The organism is Pseudomonas sp. R1-6 (assembly GCF_051132115.1).
Lineage (GTDB): Bacteria > Pseudomonadota > Gammaproteobacteria > Pseudomonadales > Pseudomonadaceae > Aquipseudomonas.
The window spans coordinates 3,824,389-3,845,430 of sequence record NZ_CP071662.1 but is presented as its reverse complement, the minus strand read 5'-3'; the positions used below and the strand labels follow the sequence as shown (position 1 = coordinate 3,845,430).

Below are 21,042 nucleotides of genomic sequence, written 5' to 3'. Positions count from 1 at the left end.
CATGACCATCCAAAACAATGCACTGCCAACGGCGCGCAAACCCCTGGACCTGCGCCGCTTCCTCGACGACTGGGTCATGCTGCTGGCGGCCATCGGCATCTTCGTGCTCTGCACCCTGATGATCGACAACTTCCTGTCGCCGCTGAACATGCGCGGCCTGGGCCTGGCGATTTCCACCACCGGCATCGCGGCATGCACCATGCTGTATTGCCTGGCGTCCGGGCATTTCGACCTGTCGGTGGGTTCGGTGATTGCCTGCGCCGGCGTCGTCGCGGCCGTCGTGATGCGTGACACCAATAGCGTATTTCTCGGCGTGAGCGCGGCGTTGGTGATGGGGCTGATTGTCGGCCTGATCAACGGCATCGTCATCGCGAAACTGCGGGTCAATGCGCTGATTACCACGCTGGCGACCATGCAGATCGTACGCGGCCTGGCCTACATCTTTGCCAACGGCAAGGCGGTGGGGGTGTCGGAAGAATCGTTTTTCGTCTTTGGTAACGGCCAGATGTTCGGTGTGCCGGTGCCGATCCTGATCACCATTGCCTGCTTTCTGTTCTTCGGCTGGCTGCTGAACTACACCACTTATGGGCGCAACACCATGGCCATCGGCGGCAACCAGGAAGCGGCATTGCTGGCAGGCGTTAACGTTGATCGCACCAAGATCATCATCTTCGCCGTGCACGGTGTAATTGGTGCGCTGGCAGGCGTCATCCTGGCGTCGCGCATGACCTCGGGCCAGCCGATGATCGGCCAGGGTTTCGAACTGACCGTGATCTCTGCTTGTGTTCTGGGTGGCGTTTCGTTGAGCGGCGGCATCGGCATGATTCGCCATGTCATCGCCGGCGTGCTGATCCTGGCGATCATCGAGAACGCGATGAACCTGAAGAACATCGATACGTTCTACCAGTACGTCATCCGCGGCTCGATCCTGCTGCTGGCGGTGGTGATTGACAGGTTGAAACAGCGTTGAAGATTATTGGAGGCTGACCTGCCGCCATCGTCGGATCGCCGCCCGGAGCAGGCTCGCTCCCACACTGGCTCTGCACTGTTCCGAAGTCCTGAGCCAGGCACAAAAACCTGGGGGAGCGAGCCTGCTCGCGAAGGCGTCGGCACATCCGACACTTCCTTAGCTGACCCACCGCATTCGCGAGCAGGCCCGCTCCCACAGTTTTCGCTCTACCCCGCCTTGCGCAACGCCTCGACCAGTTCCTGCTTGCGCATCTTCGAGCGTCCGGGAATATTTTTTGCCCGGGCTTCTTTCATCAAGCTGTCCACGGTCTGGGCCTCATGGGAGGCTTTGCTGGTGCGCGGCTGCCCTTCGCGGCTCTTGGCGGCGCGCCGGGCCGACTCCTTGCGATCGGATTGCTTGGCTTCGGCGGGCTTCTTCTTGCCGGATCCACCAGAGCGTTCGCCGCCTCCCGATTGCTTGTTCACCGTGGCCCAGGCCCGAGCCTCGGCCTCGCCTTCCGACACACCTTTTTGCTCATAGCTGTCTTCGATGTGCTCGGCCTTGCGCTTCTGCTCATCGGTGTACTTGTCTTTGCTTCCACGAGGCATGGGAACGGTCCTCCTCAATGGCTGGGTAGAAGTTATTGACTGGAGGCCCCACCACCTTCAGAGCCTGAACCTCCGGTTGTGGTTTTCGAACCCACGCCAGTATCGGCATTGTCGGGCGCAGTGGAGTCAGGTGTGTTCATCCCGCCTTGGCGGCCCGTGTCGTTGCCTTGGACCCGCGGATCGGTGCCTGTGGCAGGCGGCTGGCCATTGTTCAAGGTGCCGCCCGTGCCATCGGTGTTCAGTTTGGGCAAACCTTGGGTGGCCGGCGAGTTGGGTGCCTGAACCGGGTCGGTCGGTCCGGTGCCACTGGTCGTGGCCGCGAAAGCCGCCGAAGACAGCAGCGTGGCGAATGTGAGTGCAGTCAGCCTTGAATAGATCATGGTGTCGCCTCCATTTTTGAAATGCTTGCCAGATTTTTGGCCGCGCTGGAGTGGGGTTGGTGCCGCAGGGGCGACGAACGGCGCTATTGGGGGTGTCTTTAGAAGATGTGACGAGCGCCGCAGAGCGGCTTAGTATGATGCTTTCAATTGGCGACAAGGCCTGTTCATGTCCATCGAAATCCGTCCCGCGCAGCCCAGCGATGCGCCGCAAATCCTTGCTTTCATCACTGAGCTGGCCGATTACGAAAAAGCTCGCCACGAAGTCATCGCCAGCGTGGCCGACATCGAGCGCAGCCTGTTCAGCGAAGGCGCCACCGCCCACGGCTTGATCTGCCTGCGCGATGGCATGCCGATCGGTTTTGCGGTGTTTTTCTTCAGCTATTCCACTTGGTTGGGCAGTAATTGCCTGTACTTGGAAGACTTGTACATCACGCCTGAACAGCGCGGTGGCGGGGCGGGCAAAACCTTATTGCGACATCTGGCGAAGATCGCCTGCGACAACGATTGTGGTCGCTTCGAGTGGAGCGTGCTGGACTGGAACACCCCGGCCATCGACTTCTACAAATCCCTCGGCGCGCAACCGCAGGAAGAGTGGGTGCGCTACCGGATGGATGGCAAGGTGCTCCGGGACTTCGCTAACGGCAACTGACGTTCATGAGTACGCGTCGGACGCCCACTGGGTAAACCCGGGTCGCTGTTGGAGTCGCGTGCAATAAGCGGCTACGGCTGGATAGTCCGGACGTTCCATGGGCGTCTGCCGCCAGCGGTGTACGGATAGGCCAATGAGTACGTCTGCAAGGGAAAAGTCCGCACCGGCTACGTAGGCGCCGGTGTGGTCCAGCTGTTGTTCCAGCAAGCCCATCTTCTCATTCCAGCCTTTGACGCCGGCGGCGATGAGTTGTGGGTCCTGGAAATCCGGGTGCTTGCGCACCAGTCCATAAAACGCATCGCCCCACGACGGATTGAGCTCGGTGGCTTGCCAATCCATCCACTGCTCTACACGCGCCCGTGCGGCAGGCTCGACAGGCAGCAGGTCGCTGCGCCCGTGCTTGCCCACCAGATAGCGGCAAATGGTGTTCGACTCCCAGAGCACGCCGCTCTCGTCGACAATCACCGGCACCTGGGCGTTGGGATTCAATGCCAGGAACGCCGGGTCATGGGTCGACGCGAAGCCGATGCCCCAGTCTTCGCGCTCGTAGGAGATTTCCAGTTCCTGGCAAGTCCACAAGACCTTTCTGACGTTAATCGAGGAAGTGCGGCCGAGGATCTTCAGCAATTGTCCCATCACTTTTTCCCTGAGTTGTTTGGCGTCCGGTCAGAAACGTAGCAGGGTCTTGGGTGGATGGCGATGCCTTCACGATAGAATTGATATCCCAATATGTGGGAGAGATATTTATATATTGAGATTTTCCTGCGTCCGGGTTTATAGTCCGCGTCACTCACTGCCCAATAAACAAAACAGGTGAAGCGGATGCAGGCGCAATTGATCGCGCTCGATTGGGGAACGACCTCATTACGGGCTTACAAACTAGCCGCGGGAGGCGAAGTGCTCGAACAGCGTTCGCTGTCGTCGGGGATCATGCAGTTGCCGTCCGGGCCGCGGACGATAGCGGGCCAGGTCTGCATCGACGGTTTTGAGCTGGCCTTCGATGAAGCCTGCGGCGATTGGCTCGATGCGCAGCCAGGCTTGCCCGTCATTGCCTGCGGCATGGTGGGCAGCGCCCAAGGTTGGCGGGAAGCGCCTTACTGCGACACGCCGGCAAACGTCGCCAATCTCGGACATTCCCTACAAATTATCCGGAGCCTTCGCGGTGTTGATGTTCACATCGTGCCAGGGGTAATCCAACGCTCCCGACTGCCCAATGTGATGCGCGGCGAAGAAACCCAGGTGCTCGGTGCGTTGCCTGGCTTGCCCAACGAAGCGGTGCTGATCGGCTTGCCGGGCAGCCATTCGAAATGGGTGGAGGCGGCCGAAGGCTGCATCGTCCATTTCGACACCTTCATGACCGGCGAGATCTTCGCCGTGCTCAGCGACCACAGCATTCTCGGCCGCACCCAGCAGCGCGGCGCGGCGTTCGATGGCGTGGCTTTCGATCGCGGCGTGCAGGTGGCGCTGTCGTCGGATGGGCAGATTGGCCCGCTGTCCACCGTGTTCAGCGCCCGCAGCCTGGGCCTGACCGGCGAGCTCGGCGCGAGCGCCCAGGCCGATTATCTGTCGGGTGTGCTGATCGGCCATGAGTTGACGGCCCTGGCCGCCGTGCAACGTCAACGGCGCAACAGCGTTCACCTGCCGACGGTCGTGCTGATTGGTAATTCTCAACTCTGCGCCCGTTACCAGCGGGCCCTCGACGCCTGCGGTTTCGCCCGCGTGATCCTGGCCGAACAGGCCACCGAACGCGGTTTGTGGCAACTGGCCTTGGCGGCCGGGCTGCTCGGACCCACCGCGTCGCGTTAAACCTGACTGGAGACCTGACATGCTCAAACAAGCATTGGCGCACAACGGGCTGATCGCGATTCTTCGCGGCCTGCGCCCCGAGGAGGCGGCATCTATCGGCGAAGTCCTGTATAGCGAGGGATTTCGAGTCATCGAAGTGCCGCTCAATTCCCCCGAACCGTACGAAAGTATCCGCATCCTGCGCAGTACCTTGCCCGCCGATTGCCTGATCGGCGCGGGTACCGTGCTGACCCCGGAGCAGGTGGAGCAGGTCAAGGCGGCCGGTGGCCAGGTGATCGTCATGCCTCACAGTGACCCGAAGGTCTTGCGGGCGGCAAAAGCGGCGGGGCTGTACCTGTCGCCCGGCGTCGCCACGCCGACCGAAGCTTTCGCCGCGCTGGCCGAGGGCGCTAATGTGCTGAAGATGTTCCCCGCCGAGCAAATGGGCCCGGCGGTGGTCAAGGCCTGGCTCGCGGTTTTACCGGCCGGGACCGTGCTGGTGCCGGTGGGCGGGATTACGCCGGACAACATGGCGGTGTTCGTCGAAGCCGGCGTCAAGGGTTTCGGCCTGGGTTCCGGGTTGTTCAAGCCGGGCCTGACAGCAGATCAAGTGGCGGTGCGCGCCAAGGCCTATGTGGCCGCATGGAATGCCTTGAACTGAAGACTTTTCCAGCGCTCCGAGCGCTGCATCTGACAAGAGAGACAACAAGATGAAAATCACCAAGCTGACCACGTTTATCGTTCCGCCGCGCTGGTGCTTCCTCAAGGTCGAGACCGATGAGGGCGTGACCGGTTGGGGCGAACCCGTGGTCGAAGGCCGTGCCCACACAGTGGCGGCTGCGGTTGAAGAATTGTCCGACTACCTGATCGGCAAAGACCCACGCAACATCGAAGACATCTGGACCGTGCTCTATCGCGGTGGCTTCTACCGCGGCGGGGCCGTCCACATGAGCGCCCTGGCCGGTATCGACCAAGCGTTGTGGGACATCAAGGGCAAGGCCCTGGATGTGTCGGTCAGCGATCTGTTGGGCGGCCAGGTGCGGGACAAGATCCGTGTCTATTCATGGATCGGCGGCGACCGGCCGGCGGACACCGCCCGAGCGGCGAAAGAGGCGGTGGGACGCGGCTTCACGGCGGTGAAGATGAACGGCACCGAAGAACTGCAGTTCCTCGATACCTTCGAAAAAGTCGACCTGGCCCTGGCCAACGTGGCAGCTGTGCGCGACGCGGTCGGGCCGAACGTCGGCATTGGCGTGGATTTCCACGGCCGTGTGCACAAGCCAATGGCCAAGGTTCTGATGAAGGAGCTCGACCCCTTCAAGCTGATGTTCATTGAAGAACCGGTGCTCAGCGAAAACTACGAAGCCCTCAAGGAACTGGCGCCGCTGACCAGCACCCCGATTGCCCTGGGCGAGCGGTTGTTCTCGCGATGGGATTTCAAGCGGGTACTCAGCGAAGGCTATGTGGACATCATCCAGCCGGATGCGTCCCACGCCGGCGGCATCACCGAAACCCGCAAGATCGCCAACATGGCCGAGGCCTACGATGTGGCGCTGGCACTGCATTGCCCGTTGGGTCCGATCGCCCTGGCGGCGTGCCTGCAACTGGACGCGGCTTGCTACAACGCGTTTATCCAGGAGCAGAGCCTGGGCATCCATTACAACGAAAGCAATGACTTGCTGGACTACATCAAGGACCCGCGAGTGTTCGACTATGACCAAGGCTTCGTGAAAATTCCGAACGGTCCTGGCCTGGGTATCGAGATCAATGAGGAATACGTCATCGAGCGCGCGGCCATTGGCCATCGCTGGCGCAACCCGATCTGGCGCCATGCCGATGGCAGTTTTGCCGAATGGTGAGTCACGCCTGACCCTGTGGGAGCAAGCTCGCTCCCACAATTTGATCTTCGCAAGCAGGAGATCTTCTTCGATGCGCCCGTTTCCTCAATAAACATAAAAAGAGGCACCTCACATGCAAGCGCACACCCTGAGCGCGCAGGCGTCGTCGGTGACGCCCAGCCGCAAGCGTTTTTTCATCATGGTGTTGCTGTTCATCACGGTGGTGATCAACTACCTGGACCGCAGCAATCTCTCGATCGCGGCCCCCGCATTGACCAGCGACCTGGGCATCGACCCGATCCACGTCGGGCTGATTTTCTCGGCGTTCGGCTGGACTTACGCCGCCATGCAGATCCCCGGCGGCTGGCTGGTGGACCGGGTGCCGCCGCGCATCCTGTATAGCGTGGCGTTGTTGCTGTGGTCGGCGGCCACGGTGATGCTCGGTTTTGCCGCCAGTTTCATCGCGCTGTTCGTGCTGCGCATGGCCGTCGGTGCCCTGGAAGCGCCGGCTTATCCGATCAACAGCCGCGTGGTCACCACCTGGTTTCCCGAGCGCGAGCGGGCCACGGCCATTGGTTTCTATACCTCCGGGCAGTTCGTTGGGCTCGCATTTTTGACTCCGGTGCTGGCGTGGCTGCAACACGCGTTTGGTTGGCACATGGTGTTTGTCGCCACGGGCGCGGTGGGCATTCTCTGGGCGGTGATCTGGTATGCGGTATATCGCGAGCCTCGGGATTTCAAGGGCGCCAATGCCGCGGAAATCGAGTTGATCCGTGAGGGTGGAGGGCTGGTGGACATCCAGGCCGATACCGCCAAGGCCAAGGCCAAATTCAGCTGGAGCGACCTGGGCATCGTCCTGACCCAACGCAAGTTATGGGGTATCTACCTGGGGCAGTTCTGCCTCAACTCCACGCTGTGGTTTTTCCTGACGTGGTTCCCGACCTACCTGGTGAAGTATCGCGGCATGGACTTCATCAAGTCCGGCTTGCTGGCGTCGTTGCCGTTCCTTGCGGCATTCGTCGGCGTGCTGTGTTCCGGCTTCTTCTCGGACTGGCTGATCCGCCGGGGCGCCACGGTGGGTTTTGCGCGCAAGCTGCCGATCATTGGCGGGCTGCTGATTTCCACCTCGATCATCGGCGCCAACTTCGTGGAGTCGACGCCCCTGGTGATCGCCTTCCTGGCCCTGGCGTTCTTCGGCAATGGCCTGGCGTCGATCACGTGGTCACTGGTTTCCACCTTGGCACCGGCGCGGTTGCTCGGTTTGACCGGCGGGGTGTTCAATCTCATCGGTAATCTGGCGGCCATCGCCACGCCGATTGTCATCGGCTTCCTTGCCAGCGGTGATTCGTTTGCCCCGGCCATTACCTATATCGCCGTATTGGCATTGGCCGGGGCGCTGTCCTACATCCTGCTGGTCGGGAAGGTCGAGCGCATCGAGTTGTAGTCCGACGGGGCGGGCGACCATAATGCCGCCCGTTCCCCGCACTGTTGAAGGCCGGATATGCAGCAAGACGATCCAAAAATCATCAAGGATGCCGCTCCTACTGGCACGCAGACCTTGCTGCGCGGCCTGGGCGTGGTCCAGGCGGTCGCCAGCGGTGCTCGCGACTTGAAGGAAATCGCCCGGCTGATCGGCACCACCCGCAGCACCACCCACCGCCTGGCCAGTTGCCTGGTGGACGAACGTTACCTGCGCGTGGTGCCGCAAGTGGGTTACCTGCTGGGGCCGAAGTTGATCGAGCTGGGTTTCCAGGCTCGGGAAGAGTTGCCACTGGTGAGCCTGGCGGGGCCGTACCTGGACGAGTTGTCGGCGCTCACCGGGGACACCGTTCACCTGGCGATTCGCGAGGGCGACGAAGTCTTGTATCTGCTGAAGAATCCGGGGCGTAACGGGCCGGAAATGCGTTCGCGCGTGGGCCATCGCATGCCGTTGGCGCGGACAGGGATCGGCAAGGCGCTGATGCTCGATGATGCCCAGGAACAATGGAAGCGGCTGTACGAAATCAGCCTGCCGGCGGGTGGGAAGAATCAATTCTGGCCGCAGCACCAGGAGCAATCCTGGGAACAGTTCCAGCAACGGATGGTGGAGTATGTGGCGGGGGGCTATGCCTTCGACCTGGAGGACAACGAACCGTCGATCCGCTGTGTGGCGGCGCCGATCCGTGACGCCGGCAAGCGCATCGTCGCCGGTATCAGCATCGCCAGCACGGTGCCGTACATGCCTTTGGAAAAGATGGCCGAGCTGATTCCCCTGGTCAAAAGGGTCACAGCCCGGCTGTCGGCGGAACTGGGTGCCAAGGTTTGACGAACGTCAGGCCTTGAGCGTCGCCATGTCGATAACGAAGCGGTACTTCACATCCCCGGCGATCATGCGGCTGTAGGCCTCGTTGATCTGGCGGATGTCGAGCATTTCAATGTCGCAGCTGATGTTGTGTTTTGCGCAGAAATCCAGCATTTCCTGGGTTTCGGCGATGCCGCCAATCAGCGAGCCGGCCAACACTCGGCGACCCAGGATCAGCTTTGCCGCGTGTACGGGTGGGTCGACCGGCTCGACCAGGCCGACGATGATGTGCACGCCGTTGAAATGCAGCGTATCGAGGTAGGGATTGAGGTCGTGCTGCACCGGAATGGTGTCCAGCAGGAAGTTGAAACGTCCGGCGGCGGCCGCCATCTGTTCGGCGTCGGTGGACACGATCACATGATCCGCGCCTTGGCGACGGGCTTCTTCTGCCTTGCTCGCCGAGCGAGTGAACAACGTCACTTCCGCGCCCATGGCCTTGGCGAACTTGATGCCCATGTGGCCCAAGCCACCCATCCCCAGCACGCCGACCTTGTCTCCGGCCTTCACGCCATAATGCTTGAGGGGAGAGTAGGTGGTGATGCCTGCGCAGAGCAGCGGCGCGGCGCTAGCCGGGTCGAGTGTCTGGGGGACGCGCAGTACAAAATGCTGGCTGACCACGATGCTGTCGGAATAGCCACCCATGGTGTGGCCGCCGCTCACGTGGTCCGGGCTGGCGTAGGTCTGGGTCATGCCTTCCAGGCAGTATTGTTCCAGATCGGCACGGCAAGCTTCGCATTCGCGGCAGGAGTCGACCATGCAGCCTACGCCTACCAGGTCGCCGACCTTGTGATGGGTGACATTCGCCCCCACGGCGGTGACTTTGCCGATGATTTCGTGGCCGGGCATCAGCGGATAGACGGCGATGCCCCATTCGTTCCGGGCCTGATGGATGTCGGAGTGGCAGACGCCGCAGTAGAGAATTTCGATCGCCACATCGTCCGCGCGCGGGCTGCGGCGCTCGAACTTCATGGGGGCGAGGGGCGTGGTGGCCGATTGGGCGGCATAACCGATGGCTGTGTACATGATGGACCTCGCTATCATTGAACGGTGAGGGGTTCATTCTGGGAGGCAGGGCGGCCGGTGGCGATGGCGATTCCTACGCCTGTCATGCCTAATCCTACGGCGTTGGCCAGGATTCGATTCCATGTGGCGCCAGACCTGCGATGATGTTTTCATCCCTTTCTTCGTGAAGTTTTCGCTCATGCTGCTGACCCGTCATCTCGATGCCAACGCCACGCTGGTTTCGCTGATAGAACCTTTGGCGACCCACGACGGTTTTGTTCCTACGCGACTGCCAGGGGTGCACGCGCTTCGCGCCAGCCAGGACGTCGCTCGTGGCCCGCAGCTCTACGAACCGAGCCTGGTGATCATTGCCCAGGGCAGCAAACTGGCGTACCTGGGGCCCCGCACAATGGAATATGGCGCGGGGCATTATCTGATCCAGGCCCTGCCGGTGCCGTTCGAATGCGAAACCTACGCCATGCCCAATGCTCCGCTGTATGGAGTTTCCGTTGCGATCGATCGGGCGATGCTGGGCGACCTGGTGCTGGCCATGGGGTTGATGCCGGGGCGGAATCTGCCGCCTCAGACGCCGGAGTCCATGACTTGCGCAGTGCTCGATGACGCCATGCGTGGGTGTGTCGAGCGCTTGTTGCGCTGCTTGCACGACCCGTTGGAATGCCAGGTCATGGGCCAGGCGCGGCTGCGGGAGCTGCTGTTCGTCGCGTTGCGCGGACCCCAGGCCGATGTGCTGCGGGCGTTGGTGGAACAACAGGGCCAGTTCGCCCGGATTGCCGCTGCCCTGGGCCATTTGCATGCGCACTTCACCGAGCCGTTGAACGTCGAGATCCTGGCCAGTCGCGCGAACATGAGTGCTTCGACCTTTCACGAGCATTTCAAGCGCAGCACGTTGCTATCGCCGGTGCAGTACCTCAAGCGATTGCGCCTACTCAAGGCCCAGCGGCTGCTGCTCTGCGAGGGCATGAGCGTGGCCCAGGTCGCGCACCAGGTGGGGTATCAGAGCCCGTCGCAATTCAGCCGGGAGTACAAGCGTTACTTCGAGCGCAACCCAGGGGACGAACGCGCCGCCTGAATTGTGCAGGGAACCCTGTGGGAGCGAGCCTGCTCGCGAAAGCGGTTTATCATTCAACACACATGTCGACTGAGACACCATTTCGCGAGCAGGCTCGCTCCCACTTTGGTTCGGTGTGTTTCCCGGAATCGCGGGCAACAAAAAGGCCCCCATTGCGGGAGCCTCGATGTTCAGCGTTCCGGCTTACATGTTCGGGTAAGTCGGTCCGCCGGCGCCTTCCGGCGTGACCCAGGTGATGTTCTGTGCAGGGTCCTTGATGTCGCAGGTCTTGCAGTGAACGCAGTTCTGGGCGTTGATCTGGAAGCGCTTCTCGCCATCTTCCTTGGTGATCACTTCATAAACGCCGGCCGGGCAGTAGCGCTGGGCCGGTTCGTCGTACAGCGGCAGGTTCTTGCTGATCGGGATGCTCGGGTCGGTCAGCTTCAGGTGGCAAGGCTGCTCTTCTTCATGGTTGGTACCGGAGATGAACACCGAGCTGAGCTTGTCGAAGCTGATCTTGCCGTCCGGCTTCGGGTAGTCGATCTTCTTGCATTCGGCCGCAGGTTTCAGGCAAGCATAATCTGGCTTGGTGTCGCGCAGCGTGAACGGAATCTTGCCGCCGAAAATGTTCTGGTCGAGCCAGTTGAAACCGCCGCCGATGATCGCACCGTACTTGTGGATCGCCGCGCCGAAGTTGCGGCTGGCGAACAGCTCTTCATACAGCCAGCTGTTCTTGAAACTGTCGACATAGGCCGTCAGTTCATCGCCGCCTTCGGACTCGGCGAACAGGCGATCAGCCACGGCTTCGGCAGCGAGCATGCCGGATTTCATGGCGGTGTGACTGCCCTTGATCTTGGCGAAGTTCAGGGTGCCGAGGTCGCAACCGATCAGCGCGCCGCCCTTGAAGACCATCTTGGGCAGCGAGTTCAGGCCGCCCTTGGCGATGGCGCGAGCGCCGTAACTGACGCGCTTGCCGCCTTCCAGATACTGCTTGAGCACAGGGTGATGCTTGAGGCGCTGGAACTCGTCGAATGGTGACAGGAAGGTGTTGCTGTAGGACAGGTCGACGATCAAGCCGACGACCACTTGGTTATTTTCCAGGTGATAAAGGAAAGAGCCGCCGGTATTTTCGGTGCCCATGATGTCCAGCGGCCAGCCGGCGGTGTGCACCACCAAGCCTGGTTGATGCTTGGCCGGGTCGATTTCCCAGATTTCCTTCAGACCGATGCCGTAGTGCTGGGTGTCGGCTTCGCTGTTCAGGTTGAAGCGCTTGATCAATTGCTTGCCAATGTGGCCACGGCAGCCTTCGGCGAACAGCGTGTACTTGCCGCGCAACTCCATTCCAGGGGTGTAGAGGCCTTCTTTCGGATTGCCTTCGCGGTCGACGCCAAGGTCGCCGGTGATGATCCCGCGGACGACGCCGTTTTCGTCGAACAACGCTTCCTGGGCGGCGAAGCCCGGGTAGATTTCCACGCCCAGGTTCTCGGCCTGCTGGGCCAGCCAACGGCAAAGATTGCCAAGGGAAATAATATAGTTGCCTTCGTTGTGCATGGTCTTGGGCACAAAGAAGTCAGGGATTTTGCTCGCGGTCTCGGCGTTTCTCAGGACATAAATGTCATCGCGCTTGACCGGCGTGTTCAACGGAGCGCCGAGCTCTTTCCAATCCGGAAACAGTTCGTTCAGGGCGCGCGGTTCGAACACTGCGCCGGAGAGGATGTGCGCGCCGACTTCGGAGCCTTTTTCGACCACGCAGACGCTGATTTCCTTACCGGCTCCGGCGGCCTTCTGTTTCAGTCGGCAAGCGGCAGACAGGCCAGCGGGGCCGGCACCGACGATGACCACGTCGAATTCCATGTATTCGCGTTCCACAGGCTATCTCCTACTCAAGGCTCAACAGTTTTTTCTAATTGGAGGTTTGGCGTTGCATCCGTTGTTTCCTTCGCGAAGCGACGAAAGCGACAATGGATGACCCGAGCTTCTCTCTTAAGCGGCGCATTATATCTACACCACTCTCAGGGTCCAATACAAACGTTTGTTTGAAATTGCCGCAGCCCAGATAAATCACTGACGTACGGCTTATGACTGACCATTTTGCCGTATTGACCGGAATAGACGTTCCGGTCAAGATACGGGCGGTTTTGCGCTCGCCGTAGGCTGACTGTTGGTTCCAAGAGCACCTCTAAAGACAGGGCGAAGGCAGCACAAAGTGACGAGTTGCGCGGTTCGGACGCGCAGTTTACACGCCGCGATAATGAATGACTCATCGGTCATCACTGACGAATGGTCTTCACTCCCGTGAGCAAAGGTCATGTGTGGTTCATGCCGGCGTTTTTAGAGGTGCCCTTGCGCCCATGATCATCAACCGCCAGGTTCGCCCAGGCGACTTTCTTTTCACCGGAGAGTAACGAGGAATCCATGAAGGTTCTTGTAGCTGTCAAACGAGTGGTCGACTATAACGTCAAGGTTCGCGTCAAGGCGGACAACTCCGGCGTCGACCTCGCCAACGTCAAGATGTCGATGAACCCTTTCTGCGAAATCGCCGTAGAAGAAGCCGTACGCCTGAAAGAAAAAGGCGTGGCGACTGAGATCGTCGTCGTTTCCATCGGCCCGACCACCGCCCAGGAACAACTGCGCACCGCGCTCGCGCTGGGTGCCGATCGCGCCATCCTCGTCGAATCCGCCGAAGACCTGACTTCCCTGGCCGTTGCCAAGCTGTTGAAAGCCGTAGTTGACAAGGAACAGCCACAGCTGGTGATCCTCGGCAAGCAGGCCATCGACAGCGACAACAACCAGACCGGCCAGATGCTCGCTGCGTTGAGCGGCTACGGCCAGGGCACCTTCGCGTCGAAAGTCGAAGTGTCGGGCGACAGCGTTGCCGTGACTCGCGAAATCGACGGCGGCGCGCAGACAGTTTCCCTGAAACTGCCGGCCATCGTCACCACCGACCTGCGTTTGAACGAGCCGCGTTACGCGTCCCTGCCAAACATCATGAAAGCCAAGAAGAAGCCGCTTGAAGTGCTGACTCCTGACGCTTTGGGCGTTTCCACCGCCTCCACGAACAAGACCCTGAAAGTCGAAGCGCCGGCTGCACGCAGCGCCGGCATCAAGGTCAAGTCGGTGGCTGAACTGGTCGAGAAACTGAAAAACGAAGCGAAGGTAATCTGATATGACTATCTTGGTAATCGCCGAACACGATAACAAGGCGCTGGCTCCGGCCACGCTGAACACCGTTGCTGCCGCCGCCAAAATCGGTGGCGATGTCCACGTCCTGGTGGCCGGGCAGGGCGCTGGCGCCGTTGCCGAAGCCGCCGCCAAGATCGCTGGCGTGAGCAAAGTCCTGAACGCCGATAATGCTGCCTATGCGCACCAACTGCCGGAAAACGTTGCTCCATTGGTAGCTGAGCTGGGCAGTGGCTACAGCCACATCCTGGCGGCCGCGACATCGAACGGCAAGAACATCCTGCCTCGCGTAGCTGCTGCATTGGACGTCGACCAGATCTCCGAAATCATTTCGGTAGAAAGCGCCGACACCTTCAAGCGTCCGATCTACGCTGGCAACGCCATCGCCACCGTGCAATCGACCGCTGCGATCAAGGTCATCACCGTTCGCGCCACCGGTTTCGACCCGGTTGCCGCCGAAGGTGGTTCGGCTGCCGTTGAAGCCGTGGGCGCTGCCCACGACAAGGGCATTTCCAGCTTCGTCAACGAAGAGCTGGCCAAGTCCGATCGTCCTGAGCTGACCGCCGCCAAGATCGTCGTTTCCGGCGGCCGCGGCATGCAGAACGGTGACAACTTCAAGCACTTGTACGCCTTGGCCGACAAGCTGGGCGCTGCCGTTGGCGCATCCCGCGCAGCGGTCGACGCCGGTTTCGTTCCCAACGACATGCAGGTCGGCCAGACCGGCAAGATCGTTGCACCACAGCTGTACATCGCCGTCGGTATCTCCGGCGCGATCCAACACTTGGCCGGCATGAAGGACTCCAAGGTGATCGTTGCGATCAACAAGGACGAAGAAGCGCCAATCTTCCAAGTGGCCGACTACGGCCTGGTGGCGGACCTGTTCGAAGCCATCCCTGAGCTGGAGAAGCTGGTCTAATCCGGCATCTTCACTTATAAAGAGCCCGGCCTTTTGGCCGGGTTTTTTATTTCTGTTTCCGGAGCGCTTAGTGCCATGGATCTTCGCCGTTTGGCTTGCTCGTCGTTGTTCTGGGCGTTGGCGTGCGCGCCAGGGCTGTCTGCCGCCGCTGGCAAATGCGAGCGCCTGATCGCTACTGGCAGCCCCGATGCGCCGCCTTATCTTTGGCAAGATCCCCAGGATCCCAAGCATTTGATCGGTGCCGGGGCCGACCTGCTGGCGCAGGTGGCGCAGGCGCTGGGGATCAAGATCGAATTGCTCTACGCCGGCAAACGCGCCCAGGCGTTGGACGAAGTGCGCAGCGGACGCATGGACCTGCTCACCGATGCCCCGCTGACCACGACTGGGTTGCAAGCCTTGGATTACGTGCACCCGCCACTGCTGGAGAACGATTACCTGGTCTGGACACGCAAGGATTCGACGCTGGTGGTCGAGCGACCGGAGGATCTTCATGGGCATAACGGCGCCTTGTCGGAAAAGGCTCGCATGACACAGGGATTTGGCCTTTTCGCTGAGCAGAATCTCACCGTGACCCGTACGCCCAACCTGACCCAGGCCTTTCAGAAACTGCTCCTGGGTGAAGTGGAATATGTACTGGCGGGGCGCTACTCGGGCCTGGCGATGGCGCAGACGCTAGGGATGGCGAATGACTTGCAAGCCGCACCGCAAGCGGTGGACAAGCCGGGCTTGTTCCTCGCGCTTTCCCATAACTCCGCCTGCAATGACCCATGGTTACGCGGACAGCTGGCGCAAAAGATGACAGAATTGGCCGCGTCTGGCCTGACGGAGCCTGTGTTGCAGCGCAATCTGGAGCGTTGGAGAGCACAGTTGAAGTCCCCCGTCAGTGCCCCCAAACAGTAGGGAATATTAGTGACTATTCGACCTCTTTTCGCTGCCCTGGCCGTTCTGGCTCTGGCGGGTTGCGCAGCCGATCCAGCGCCGAATGAACAGATCCGCCTGACTGAACAGGCCATTGAGCAAGCGCGTGCGGTGGGTGCCACCACCGACGAAGTACCCGAATTGAAACTGGCTGAAGAAAAATTCACGCGCGCCAAATCCAACATGGCCGATGAATCCTATAAAAAGGCGCGCATGCGTGCTGAACAGGCCGAGTTGGATGCACGTCTGGCCGAAGCGAAGGTGCTGACGCTCAAGAGCCAGGAGCAATTGAACGTGCTCGACACTCGCATCAAGCGCTTGCGCAAACAGCTGAGGGAGGATGCCCAATGAAGCACTCCCAAGTATTGGGCGGCCTGGTCCTCGCGGGGCTGGCCAGTCTGTACGGTTGCGCCGGACAGCGCAGCGAGGTGGCGCTGGAAAAGGCCAGCAATGACTTCCAGAAGGTCAAGGAAGATGCCAACGTGCTGCGTGCGGCGCCCCGGGACGTGATCCGGGCCGGCGAATCCCTGGCCCGCGCCGATCGCTTGTCCAGCTACTGGGGCAGCGGTGAGGACGTGCAGCATTACGCCTACTTGAGTCAGCGCTACAGTCAGATTGCCCGTGAGCACAGCAACCAGGTGCTCAACGAAGAGCGCGCGACGAAGCTCGAGCTGGAGCGCCAGCGCCTGCAGCTGGCTCTGCGCGAATCCAAGCTGCTGAGTGTCCAGCAGCAGGGCAAGTGGCTTGAAGAGCAGATCATGGCGATGGCGACCACCCAGACCGATCGCGGCCTGGTGATGACCCTCGGGGATGTGCTGTTCGATACCGGCGAAGCCGAGCTGAAAAACTCGGCCAATCGCGTGGTGCTCAAGATCGTGCAGTTCCTGCAACTCAATCCCAAGCGCGTGGTGCGCATCGAGGGCTACACGGACAGCACCGGCGGCAAGCAGGAAAACCTCAAGCTGTCCCGCGACCGCGCTCAGGCCGTGGCGGACGTGCTGGTGGACCTTGGCATTGACGAAAAGCGCATCCAGGTCGAAGGCTACGGCGATCAATACCCGGTGGACGTCAACGCAACCGAGCGTGGCCGGGCGCAGAACCGTCGCGTTGAAATCGTATTCTCCGATGACAAGGGCCAGCTCGGCGCCGCCCGTTGAGGACGGCGTCACTGGAAAACCCGGCCCCTTCGAGGCGCCGGGTTTTTTTTCGCCTGATGTTTGGGATGAGTACAGTTGGGGCTGTCAACCCACTGTACTGTCGAGTAATCTGGCAACTGTCCCAGTACACTTCTAAACTGTGCCGGTAGAATTTCCGACAAGAATAAAACGTCTGCGAAATCGAGTACTGCGTCATGACCAACCTCCTGCTCTATCAACGTATTGCGCAACAGTTGGCGGAAGACATCCGGCGTGGGGTGTATCAGCCGGGTGAACGCGTGCCTTCGGTGCGCAAGATGAGTTCGCAGCTCAACGTCAGCCATGCCACCGTCCTCCAGGCCTATGCGAACCTTGAAGACCAGGGGCTGATTCGCGCGCGGCCGCAATCGGGCTATTACGTGCACCAGACGCCGGCGTTGACCGCGCCGACGCCGGACATTGCCCGGGTCGAGCGCCCCGGATTGGTGACGCGTAGCAGCATTATCCAACAGGTGTTGGTCGAGTCGCGCCGCGAAGGGGTGTTTCCGCTGGGCGCGGCGGTGCCGAGCGTTGATTATCTGCCCGTGCGGGCGTTGCATCAGCAGTTAGCCAAGGTCACGCGTTTCCACAGCCCGCGGGCGTTCAGCTACATGTTCAGTCCCGGCTTCGAGCCGTTGCGCCGCCAAGTCGCGATCCGCATGCGTGACGCCGGCGTGGTGGTGGATCCTTCCGAGGTCGTCATCACCCATGGCTGCGTCGACGCCCTGCAAATGTCCTTGCGCGTGCTGACGCGTCCCGGGGATTTGATCGCCGCCGAGTCGCCCACTTACTACGGGCTGCTGCAACTGGCGGATCTGCTGGGCCTGAAGGTCATCGAGATCCCCAGCGACCCGGTCACTGGCATGAGCCTTGAAGCCTTGCAATTGGCGGCCAACCAATGGTCGATCAAGGCGCTGGTCCTGACCACGCGCCTGAGCAATCCCTTGGGTGGCACGATGCCCGAAGAGCGGCAAAAACAACTGCTGCGCCTGGCATCGGATTTCGATATCCAGATCGTCGAGGACGATATCTATGGCGAACTGATGTTCGAACAGGGCCGGACCAAGGCATTGAAGGCCTACGATCGCTTGGATCGGGTGATCTACTGTTCGAGTTTCTCCAAGACCCTTTCGCCCGGCGTTCGGATTGGCTGGATGATCGCCGGCAAGTTCCAGCAGGAGATCCAGCGACTCCAGACGTTCAGCACCCATTCGGCGTGCAGCGTCACTCAGATGGGGATCGCGGCTTACCTGGAGAATGGCGGCTATGACCGGCACTTGCGCTATATTCGCCAGGAGTACCGCAAGAACCTCAGCGCTTTTCAATTGGCGGTGCAACAGCACTTTCCGGAAGGCACGCAGATGAGTCGTCCCACCGGTGGGTTCATTCTTTGGGTCAGCCTGCCGGGGCGGGTCAACACCCAGGAACTGCACGTCCGCGCGCTGCAACAGGGCATCAGCATCGCCCCCGGGCTGATTTTCAGTAATACCGAGCAATTCAACCACTGCATCCGCCTGAATTGCGGCATACCCTGGAATCGCGAGGCAGAGCGTGCGTTGATGACCCTGGGGTTGCTGGCGACCCAGTTGTGCCAGGAGACCGCCAGCGGGTTTTTATAGAAATCAGCGGCTTGGCCCGATGTGCTTGTCAGCGCCTCAATATCGGGCGAGCATGGACATCTCTGCCGTAGGTGTCGTCGTGTCTATGAAAGCCATTGTTCCTGCTGCGTGGGTTTTGATCGGCCTGTTGAGTGTCCTCGACATGGGGAGTGCCATGGCAGCTTCGGCCCAAGAGAAACCGGCCGCCAGCGCCGCCAAGCCCACCGCGAAGAAAACCGCCGAGATAAAGAAGACTGTCAAAAAGACGCCCGCCAAAACGGCCGCCGCAAAGAAAAAGCGCGCCCCCATTGCCTCCAAGAGCAAATCGGCCCGCGAAGTCGCCAAGACCCCTTTACCACCGGCCAGGCTGGACCTGAGCCTGCCACACGATATGGTCGATCAGTTGCAGCCACCCGGCAAGGTGCCCCTGCCCAAGCGTGAGCCACTGTTGCCGTCCATGTTTGGGGAAAAGCCGGGCCCGTTCCAGCTCAACGGCCGTCTGTTGAGCAACGAGATGCAGCTGCCCTTGCGCAATCAGGAGCGCAACGAAGTGGAAGGCGCGGCACTGGAATTCGAATTCAAGCAATAAGGCCATGCAATGCTGCTGTTCGTCGCTGACTGCCGGGTCACTCCACCCACTACGAAAAAAACCCCCGGACGGCGATTTCAAACAGCTGTTTTAGCCGTTACCCTGTGTCCTGTTACCAATCATTACCTGTCGTGAGGATCCTGTCGTCATGAAGTGCCGTGAAGGCTGTGGCGCCTGTTGCATCGCCCCTTCCATCAGTTCTCCCATCCCTGGCATGCCCCAAGGCAAGCCGGCGGGAGAACGTTGCGTGCAGTTGTCGGCCGGTAATCTCTGCCTGATCTTCGGCCAGCCTGAACGCCCGGCGGTGTGTTCGGCGTTTGAGGCGGACCTTGAGGTCTGCGGCAATAGCAGCGAAGAAGCCATTCGATTGATTGGCTGGTGGGAGCAGGTCACGGCAGCGTAGTGGGACAACGATCGGAAACGACATGAACGAACTTGGACGATAAGGAAAACAATTATGGGTTCGCTGCATCGTATGGCTGTGTTGTGTGGATTGACCGTCCTGTTGGCAACAGCTACCGCCCAGGCAGAAGACTGGCAAGTCGCCAAGGAAAAGGAAGGTATCCAGGTGTCGCTGAGTGAGGTCGCTGGCTCGAAGTACAAGGCCTATCGCGGCGTGACCGTCATGAAGACCACCATGGCCAAACTGCGGGCCCTGCAGGAAGACGTTGCGGATGCGTGTGGATGGATCCATGAATGCAAGAGCCAAAAGTTGCTCAAGCACGAGGGCGACAAGAGCTGGACCTACACCCAATTCAATACGCCGTGGCCGGTCACGGCCCGCGACTCCGTGCTGGAAGTCACTACCGTTGAAGGAGCTGATGGCAGCCTCACTCGCAAACTCAAGGGCGTGCCTACCTATCTGCCGGAAGAGAAAGGCTTTGTGCGCGTGACGCAGGTCGAAGGCTTCTGGAAGTTCACCCCCAAGGCGGCGAACCAGATCGAAGTGACTTACCAAGTCCACACCGAGCCGGGGGGTGATGTACCGTCCTGGCTGGCTAACAAGTTCGTGGTGGACGCGCCGTTCAATACGCTGAAAGCGCTGAAAGAGCGCGCCGAAAAATAATCGGTAGGCCGCGATGAAGAAACCGCCCACGAGGCGGTTTTTTCATTGGTGCCGTCAGCGAACTCAGCGGAACGATTGTTTCGCCATCAATGTCGAGATAGACGTAAGCCCGGCCATGTATTGATCGAGGAGACACCGATGCAGAAGTGGGAAATCACTTTCGTTGATGATCACGGCGAAGCCGTCGCCGAGCAGTTCGATTACGACCAGGAGCCCACAATGGAACAGGCCGCCCAATTGATCCGCCAGAGACTGCTCCCCGTGCCCGCCAAGCTTGATCTCAACGACCTGGAAGGTCGCACGCAAGACCCTACGCTCAAAAGCCTCAAGACCCAAAACAGCATTGAAATCATCAGCATTAAACCGATTTCATGAAATTCATTGTTCGGTCCCGCTTGGCAGTGGCGATGACTTGAAGCTACTCTGCAACCGAGATCAGCGAAAGGATCGCCAAGGTCCGGTCTTGTCAGCTACATGCTTGTGTCCCGACGGCCAGTTGATGCCGTACTGCTTGTAACCAGCGGTTGCACGCACGGGAAGACGGAAAGTCTATCCATCGGTCTGAGGAGGACGTTTCATGAGCACAGCCTATCAAGAAGACATCAGCGCCAGTGTGCTGCGCCGCATGAAAGAAGGCGGTTTCGATTTCTCCCAATTTCATCCCATCGAGTTCTATGCCATTTTCCCCGACGAGGAACGGGCGCGCAGGGCGGCAGGCCAATTCAGGGGGGAATCGCTGAATGCGCAGATCAGCGCGCGGGACGATGGAGCCTGGTCGCTCGAACTGAGCCGGGTGATGTACGCCACTTATGATGACATCGGCGATTTCGAGTTGAACTTCGAGGCCGTGGTCGAGCCCTTGGGTGGCGTTATCGAAGGGTGGGGCGTCAAGCAGGAGATCCGTCGCCTGCAGGCCTGAATGTTTTATGCATCCAGCAACGGCTGACCTTTGTGTCGGCCGTTTTCATGTTGGGTGCTG

Annotated in this window: 24 protein-coding genes; 19 read left to right on the top strand and 5 right to left on the bottom strand. The window is 60.4% G+C overall.

Annotation, left to right across the window (positions count from 1 at the left end; translation table 11 throughout):
- Position 1 precedes the first annotated feature (1 nt).
- Positions 2 to 970: an L-arabinose ABC transporter permease AraH gene (araH, locus tag J3P81_RS17240; protein ID WP_420767199.1), complete on the top strand. Its 969-nt coding sequence runs from the start codon at positions 2 to 4 to the stop codon at positions 968 to 970.
- A gap of 206 nt (positions 971 to 1,176) precedes the next feature.
- Here araH and J3P81_RS17235 read toward each other — a convergent pair whose 3' ends face one another.
- Both J3P81_RS17235 and J3P81_RS17230 read right to left on the bottom strand, forming a co-directional pair.
- Complete coding sequence (locus J3P81_RS17235) at positions 1,177 to 1,557, bottom strand: Rho termination factor N-terminal domain-containing protein (protein ID WP_434559996.1); 381 nt, start codon at positions 1,555 to 1,557, stop codon at positions 1,177 to 1,179.
- A gap of 32 nt (positions 1,558 to 1,589) precedes the next feature.
- Positions 1,590 to 1,937, bottom strand: a complete 348-nt coding sequence (locus J3P81_RS17230; protein ID WP_434559994.1) for a hypothetical protein — start codon at positions 1,935 to 1,937, stop codon at positions 1,590 to 1,592.
- Positions 1,938 to 2,103: 166 nt separating this feature from the next.
- On the opposite strand from J3P81_RS17230, the gene J3P81_RS17225 reads away from it, so the two are divergent.
- Positions 2,104 to 2,586 carry a GNAT family N-acetyltransferase gene (locus J3P81_RS17225; protein ID WP_434559992.1) on the top strand — a complete coding sequence of 161 codons (483 nt, stop codon included), beginning with the start codon at positions 2,104 to 2,106 and terminating at the stop codon, positions 2,584 to 2,586.
- Positions 2,587 to 2,589: 3 nt separating this feature from the next.
- Here J3P81_RS17225 and J3P81_RS17220 read toward each other — a convergent pair whose 3' ends face one another.
- Complete coding sequence (locus tag J3P81_RS17220) at positions 2,590 to 3,222, bottom strand: glutathione S-transferase family protein (protein WP_420767202.1); 633 nt, start codon at positions 3,220 to 3,222, stop codon at positions 2,590 to 2,592.
- A gap of 186 nt (positions 3,223 to 3,408) precedes the next feature.
- Here J3P81_RS17220 and J3P81_RS17215 point away from each other — a divergent pair, with 186 nt between their 5' ends.
- The 5 genes from J3P81_RS17215 to J3P81_RS17195 all read left to right on the top strand — a co-directional run bounded on the left by J3P81_RS17215 (position 3,409) and on the right by J3P81_RS17195 (position 8,514).
- Positions 3,409 to 4,392 carry a 2-dehydro-3-deoxygalactonokinase gene (locus J3P81_RS17215; protein ID WP_420767203.1) on the top strand — a complete coding sequence of 328 codons (984 nt, stop codon included), beginning with the start codon at positions 3,409 to 3,411 and terminating at the stop codon, positions 4,390 to 4,392.
- 19 nt (positions 4,393 to 4,411) lie between these two features.
- Complete coding sequence (locus J3P81_RS17210) at positions 4,412 to 5,032, top strand: 2-dehydro-3-deoxy-6-phosphogalactonate aldolase (protein ID WP_434559990.1); 621 nt, start codon at positions 4,412 to 4,414, stop codon at positions 5,030 to 5,032.
- 49 nt (positions 5,033 to 5,081) lie between these two features.
- Entirely contained in the window at positions 5,082 to 6,230 is a 1,149-nt protein-coding gene (dgoD, locus tag J3P81_RS17205) for a galactonate dehydratase (RefSeq protein ID WP_434559988.1), read from the top strand.
- Positions 6,231 to 6,342: 112 nt separating this feature from the next.
- Complete coding sequence (locus J3P81_RS17200; protein WP_420767206.1) at positions 6,343 to 7,653, top strand: MFS transporter; 1,311 nt, start codon at positions 6,343 to 6,345, stop codon at positions 7,651 to 7,653.
- Positions 7,654 to 7,710: 57 nt separating this feature from the next.
- Complete coding sequence (locus tag J3P81_RS17195; protein WP_434559986.1) at positions 7,711 to 8,514, top strand: IclR family transcriptional regulator; 804 nt, start codon at positions 7,711 to 7,713, stop codon at positions 8,512 to 8,514.
- Positions 8,515 to 8,520: 6 nt separating this feature from the next.
- Here the strand turns inward: J3P81_RS17195 and J3P81_RS17190 are convergent, their stop codons facing one another.
- Positions 8,521 to 9,573 (bottom strand): NAD(P)-dependent alcohol dehydrogenase, encoded by a 1,053-nt coding sequence (locus tag J3P81_RS17190; RefSeq protein ID WP_434559984.1) that lies wholly within the window; start codon positions 9,571 to 9,573, stop codon positions 8,521 to 8,523.
- A gap of 178 nt (positions 9,574 to 9,751) precedes the next feature.
- On the opposite strand from J3P81_RS17190, the gene J3P81_RS17185 reads away from it, so the two are divergent.
- Positions 9,752 to 10,642, top strand: coding sequence for an AraC family transcriptional regulator (locus tag J3P81_RS17185; protein ID WP_420767269.1), 891 nt, complete (start codon positions 9,752 to 9,754; stop codon positions 10,640 to 10,642).
- Between the two features lie 183 nt (positions 10,643 to 10,825).
- Here the strand turns inward: J3P81_RS17185 and J3P81_RS17180 are convergent, their stop codons facing one another.
- Positions 10,826 to 12,490: an electron transfer flavoprotein-ubiquinone oxidoreductase gene (locus tag J3P81_RS17180; protein ID WP_434559982.1), complete on the bottom strand. Its 1,665-nt coding sequence runs from the start codon at positions 12,488 to 12,490 to the stop codon at positions 10,826 to 10,828.
- 546 nt (positions 12,491 to 13,036) lie between these two features.
- Between J3P81_RS17180 and J3P81_RS17175 the strand changes: the two genes are divergently transcribed.
- The 11 genes from J3P81_RS17175 (at position 13,037) to J3P81_RS17125 (ending at position 20,982) form a co-directional block, all read left to right on the top strand.
- The gene (locus J3P81_RS17175; protein ID WP_007908338.1) at positions 13,037 to 13,786 is read left to right on the top strand and encodes an electron transfer flavoprotein subunit beta/FixA family protein; all 750 of its coding nucleotides are present in this window, start codon (positions 13,037 to 13,039) and stop codon (positions 13,784 to 13,786) included.
- A 1-nt stretch (position 13,787) separates the two neighbouring features.
- A complete protein-coding gene (locus J3P81_RS17170) occupies positions 13,788 to 14,717 on the top strand; it encodes an electron transfer flavoprotein subunit alpha/FixB family protein (protein ID WP_420767210.1) in 930 nt (309 codons plus the stop codon).
- A gap of 75 nt (positions 14,718 to 14,792) precedes the next feature.
- A complete protein-coding gene (locus J3P81_RS17165; protein ID WP_434559980.1) occupies positions 14,793 to 15,617 on the top strand; it encodes a substrate-binding periplasmic protein in 825 nt (274 codons plus the stop codon).
- A gap of 9 nt (positions 15,618 to 15,626) precedes the next feature.
- Positions 15,627 to 15,986, top strand: a complete 360-nt coding sequence (locus tag J3P81_RS17160; protein ID WP_420767212.1) for a DUF4398 domain-containing protein — start codon at positions 15,627 to 15,629, stop codon at positions 15,984 to 15,986.
- Positions 15,983 to 16,792, top strand: coding sequence for an OmpA family protein (locus tag J3P81_RS17155; protein ID WP_434559978.1), 810 nt, complete (start codon positions 15,983 to 15,985; stop codon positions 16,790 to 16,792). The genes J3P81_RS17160 and J3P81_RS17155 overlap by 4 nt, the downstream gene beginning before the upstream one ends.
- A gap of 194 nt (positions 16,793 to 16,986) precedes the next feature.
- Complete coding sequence (locus tag J3P81_RS17150; RefSeq protein ID WP_420767214.1) at positions 16,987 to 18,429, top strand: PLP-dependent aminotransferase family protein; 1,443 nt, start codon at positions 16,987 to 16,989, stop codon at positions 18,427 to 18,429.
- Between the two features lie 85 nt (positions 18,430 to 18,514).
- Complete coding sequence (locus J3P81_RS17145) at positions 18,515 to 18,997, top strand: translation initiation factor 2 (protein ID WP_434559976.1); 483 nt, start codon at positions 18,515 to 18,517, stop codon at positions 18,995 to 18,997.
- 148 nt (positions 18,998 to 19,145) lie between these two features.
- The gene (locus J3P81_RS17140; RefSeq protein WP_420767216.1) at positions 19,146 to 19,400 is read left to right on the top strand and encodes a YkgJ family cysteine cluster protein; all 255 of its coding nucleotides are present in this window, start codon (positions 19,146 to 19,148) and stop codon (positions 19,398 to 19,400) included.
- Between the two features lie 54 nt (positions 19,401 to 19,454).
- Entirely contained in the window at positions 19,455 to 20,063 is a 609-nt protein-coding gene (locus J3P81_RS17135; RefSeq protein ID WP_420767217.1) for an START domain-containing protein, read from the top strand.
- Between the two features lie 138 nt (positions 20,064 to 20,201).
- Entirely contained in the window at positions 20,202 to 20,438 is a 237-nt protein-coding gene (locus J3P81_RS17130) for a hypothetical protein (protein ID WP_420767218.1), read from the top strand.
- A 202-nt stretch (positions 20,439 to 20,640) separates the two neighbouring features.
- A complete protein-coding gene (locus J3P81_RS17125; RefSeq protein ID WP_434559974.1) occupies positions 20,641 to 20,982 on the top strand; it encodes a ribonuclease E inhibitor RraB in 342 nt (113 codons plus the stop codon).
- Positions 20,983 to 21,042: the final 60 nt, after the last annotated feature.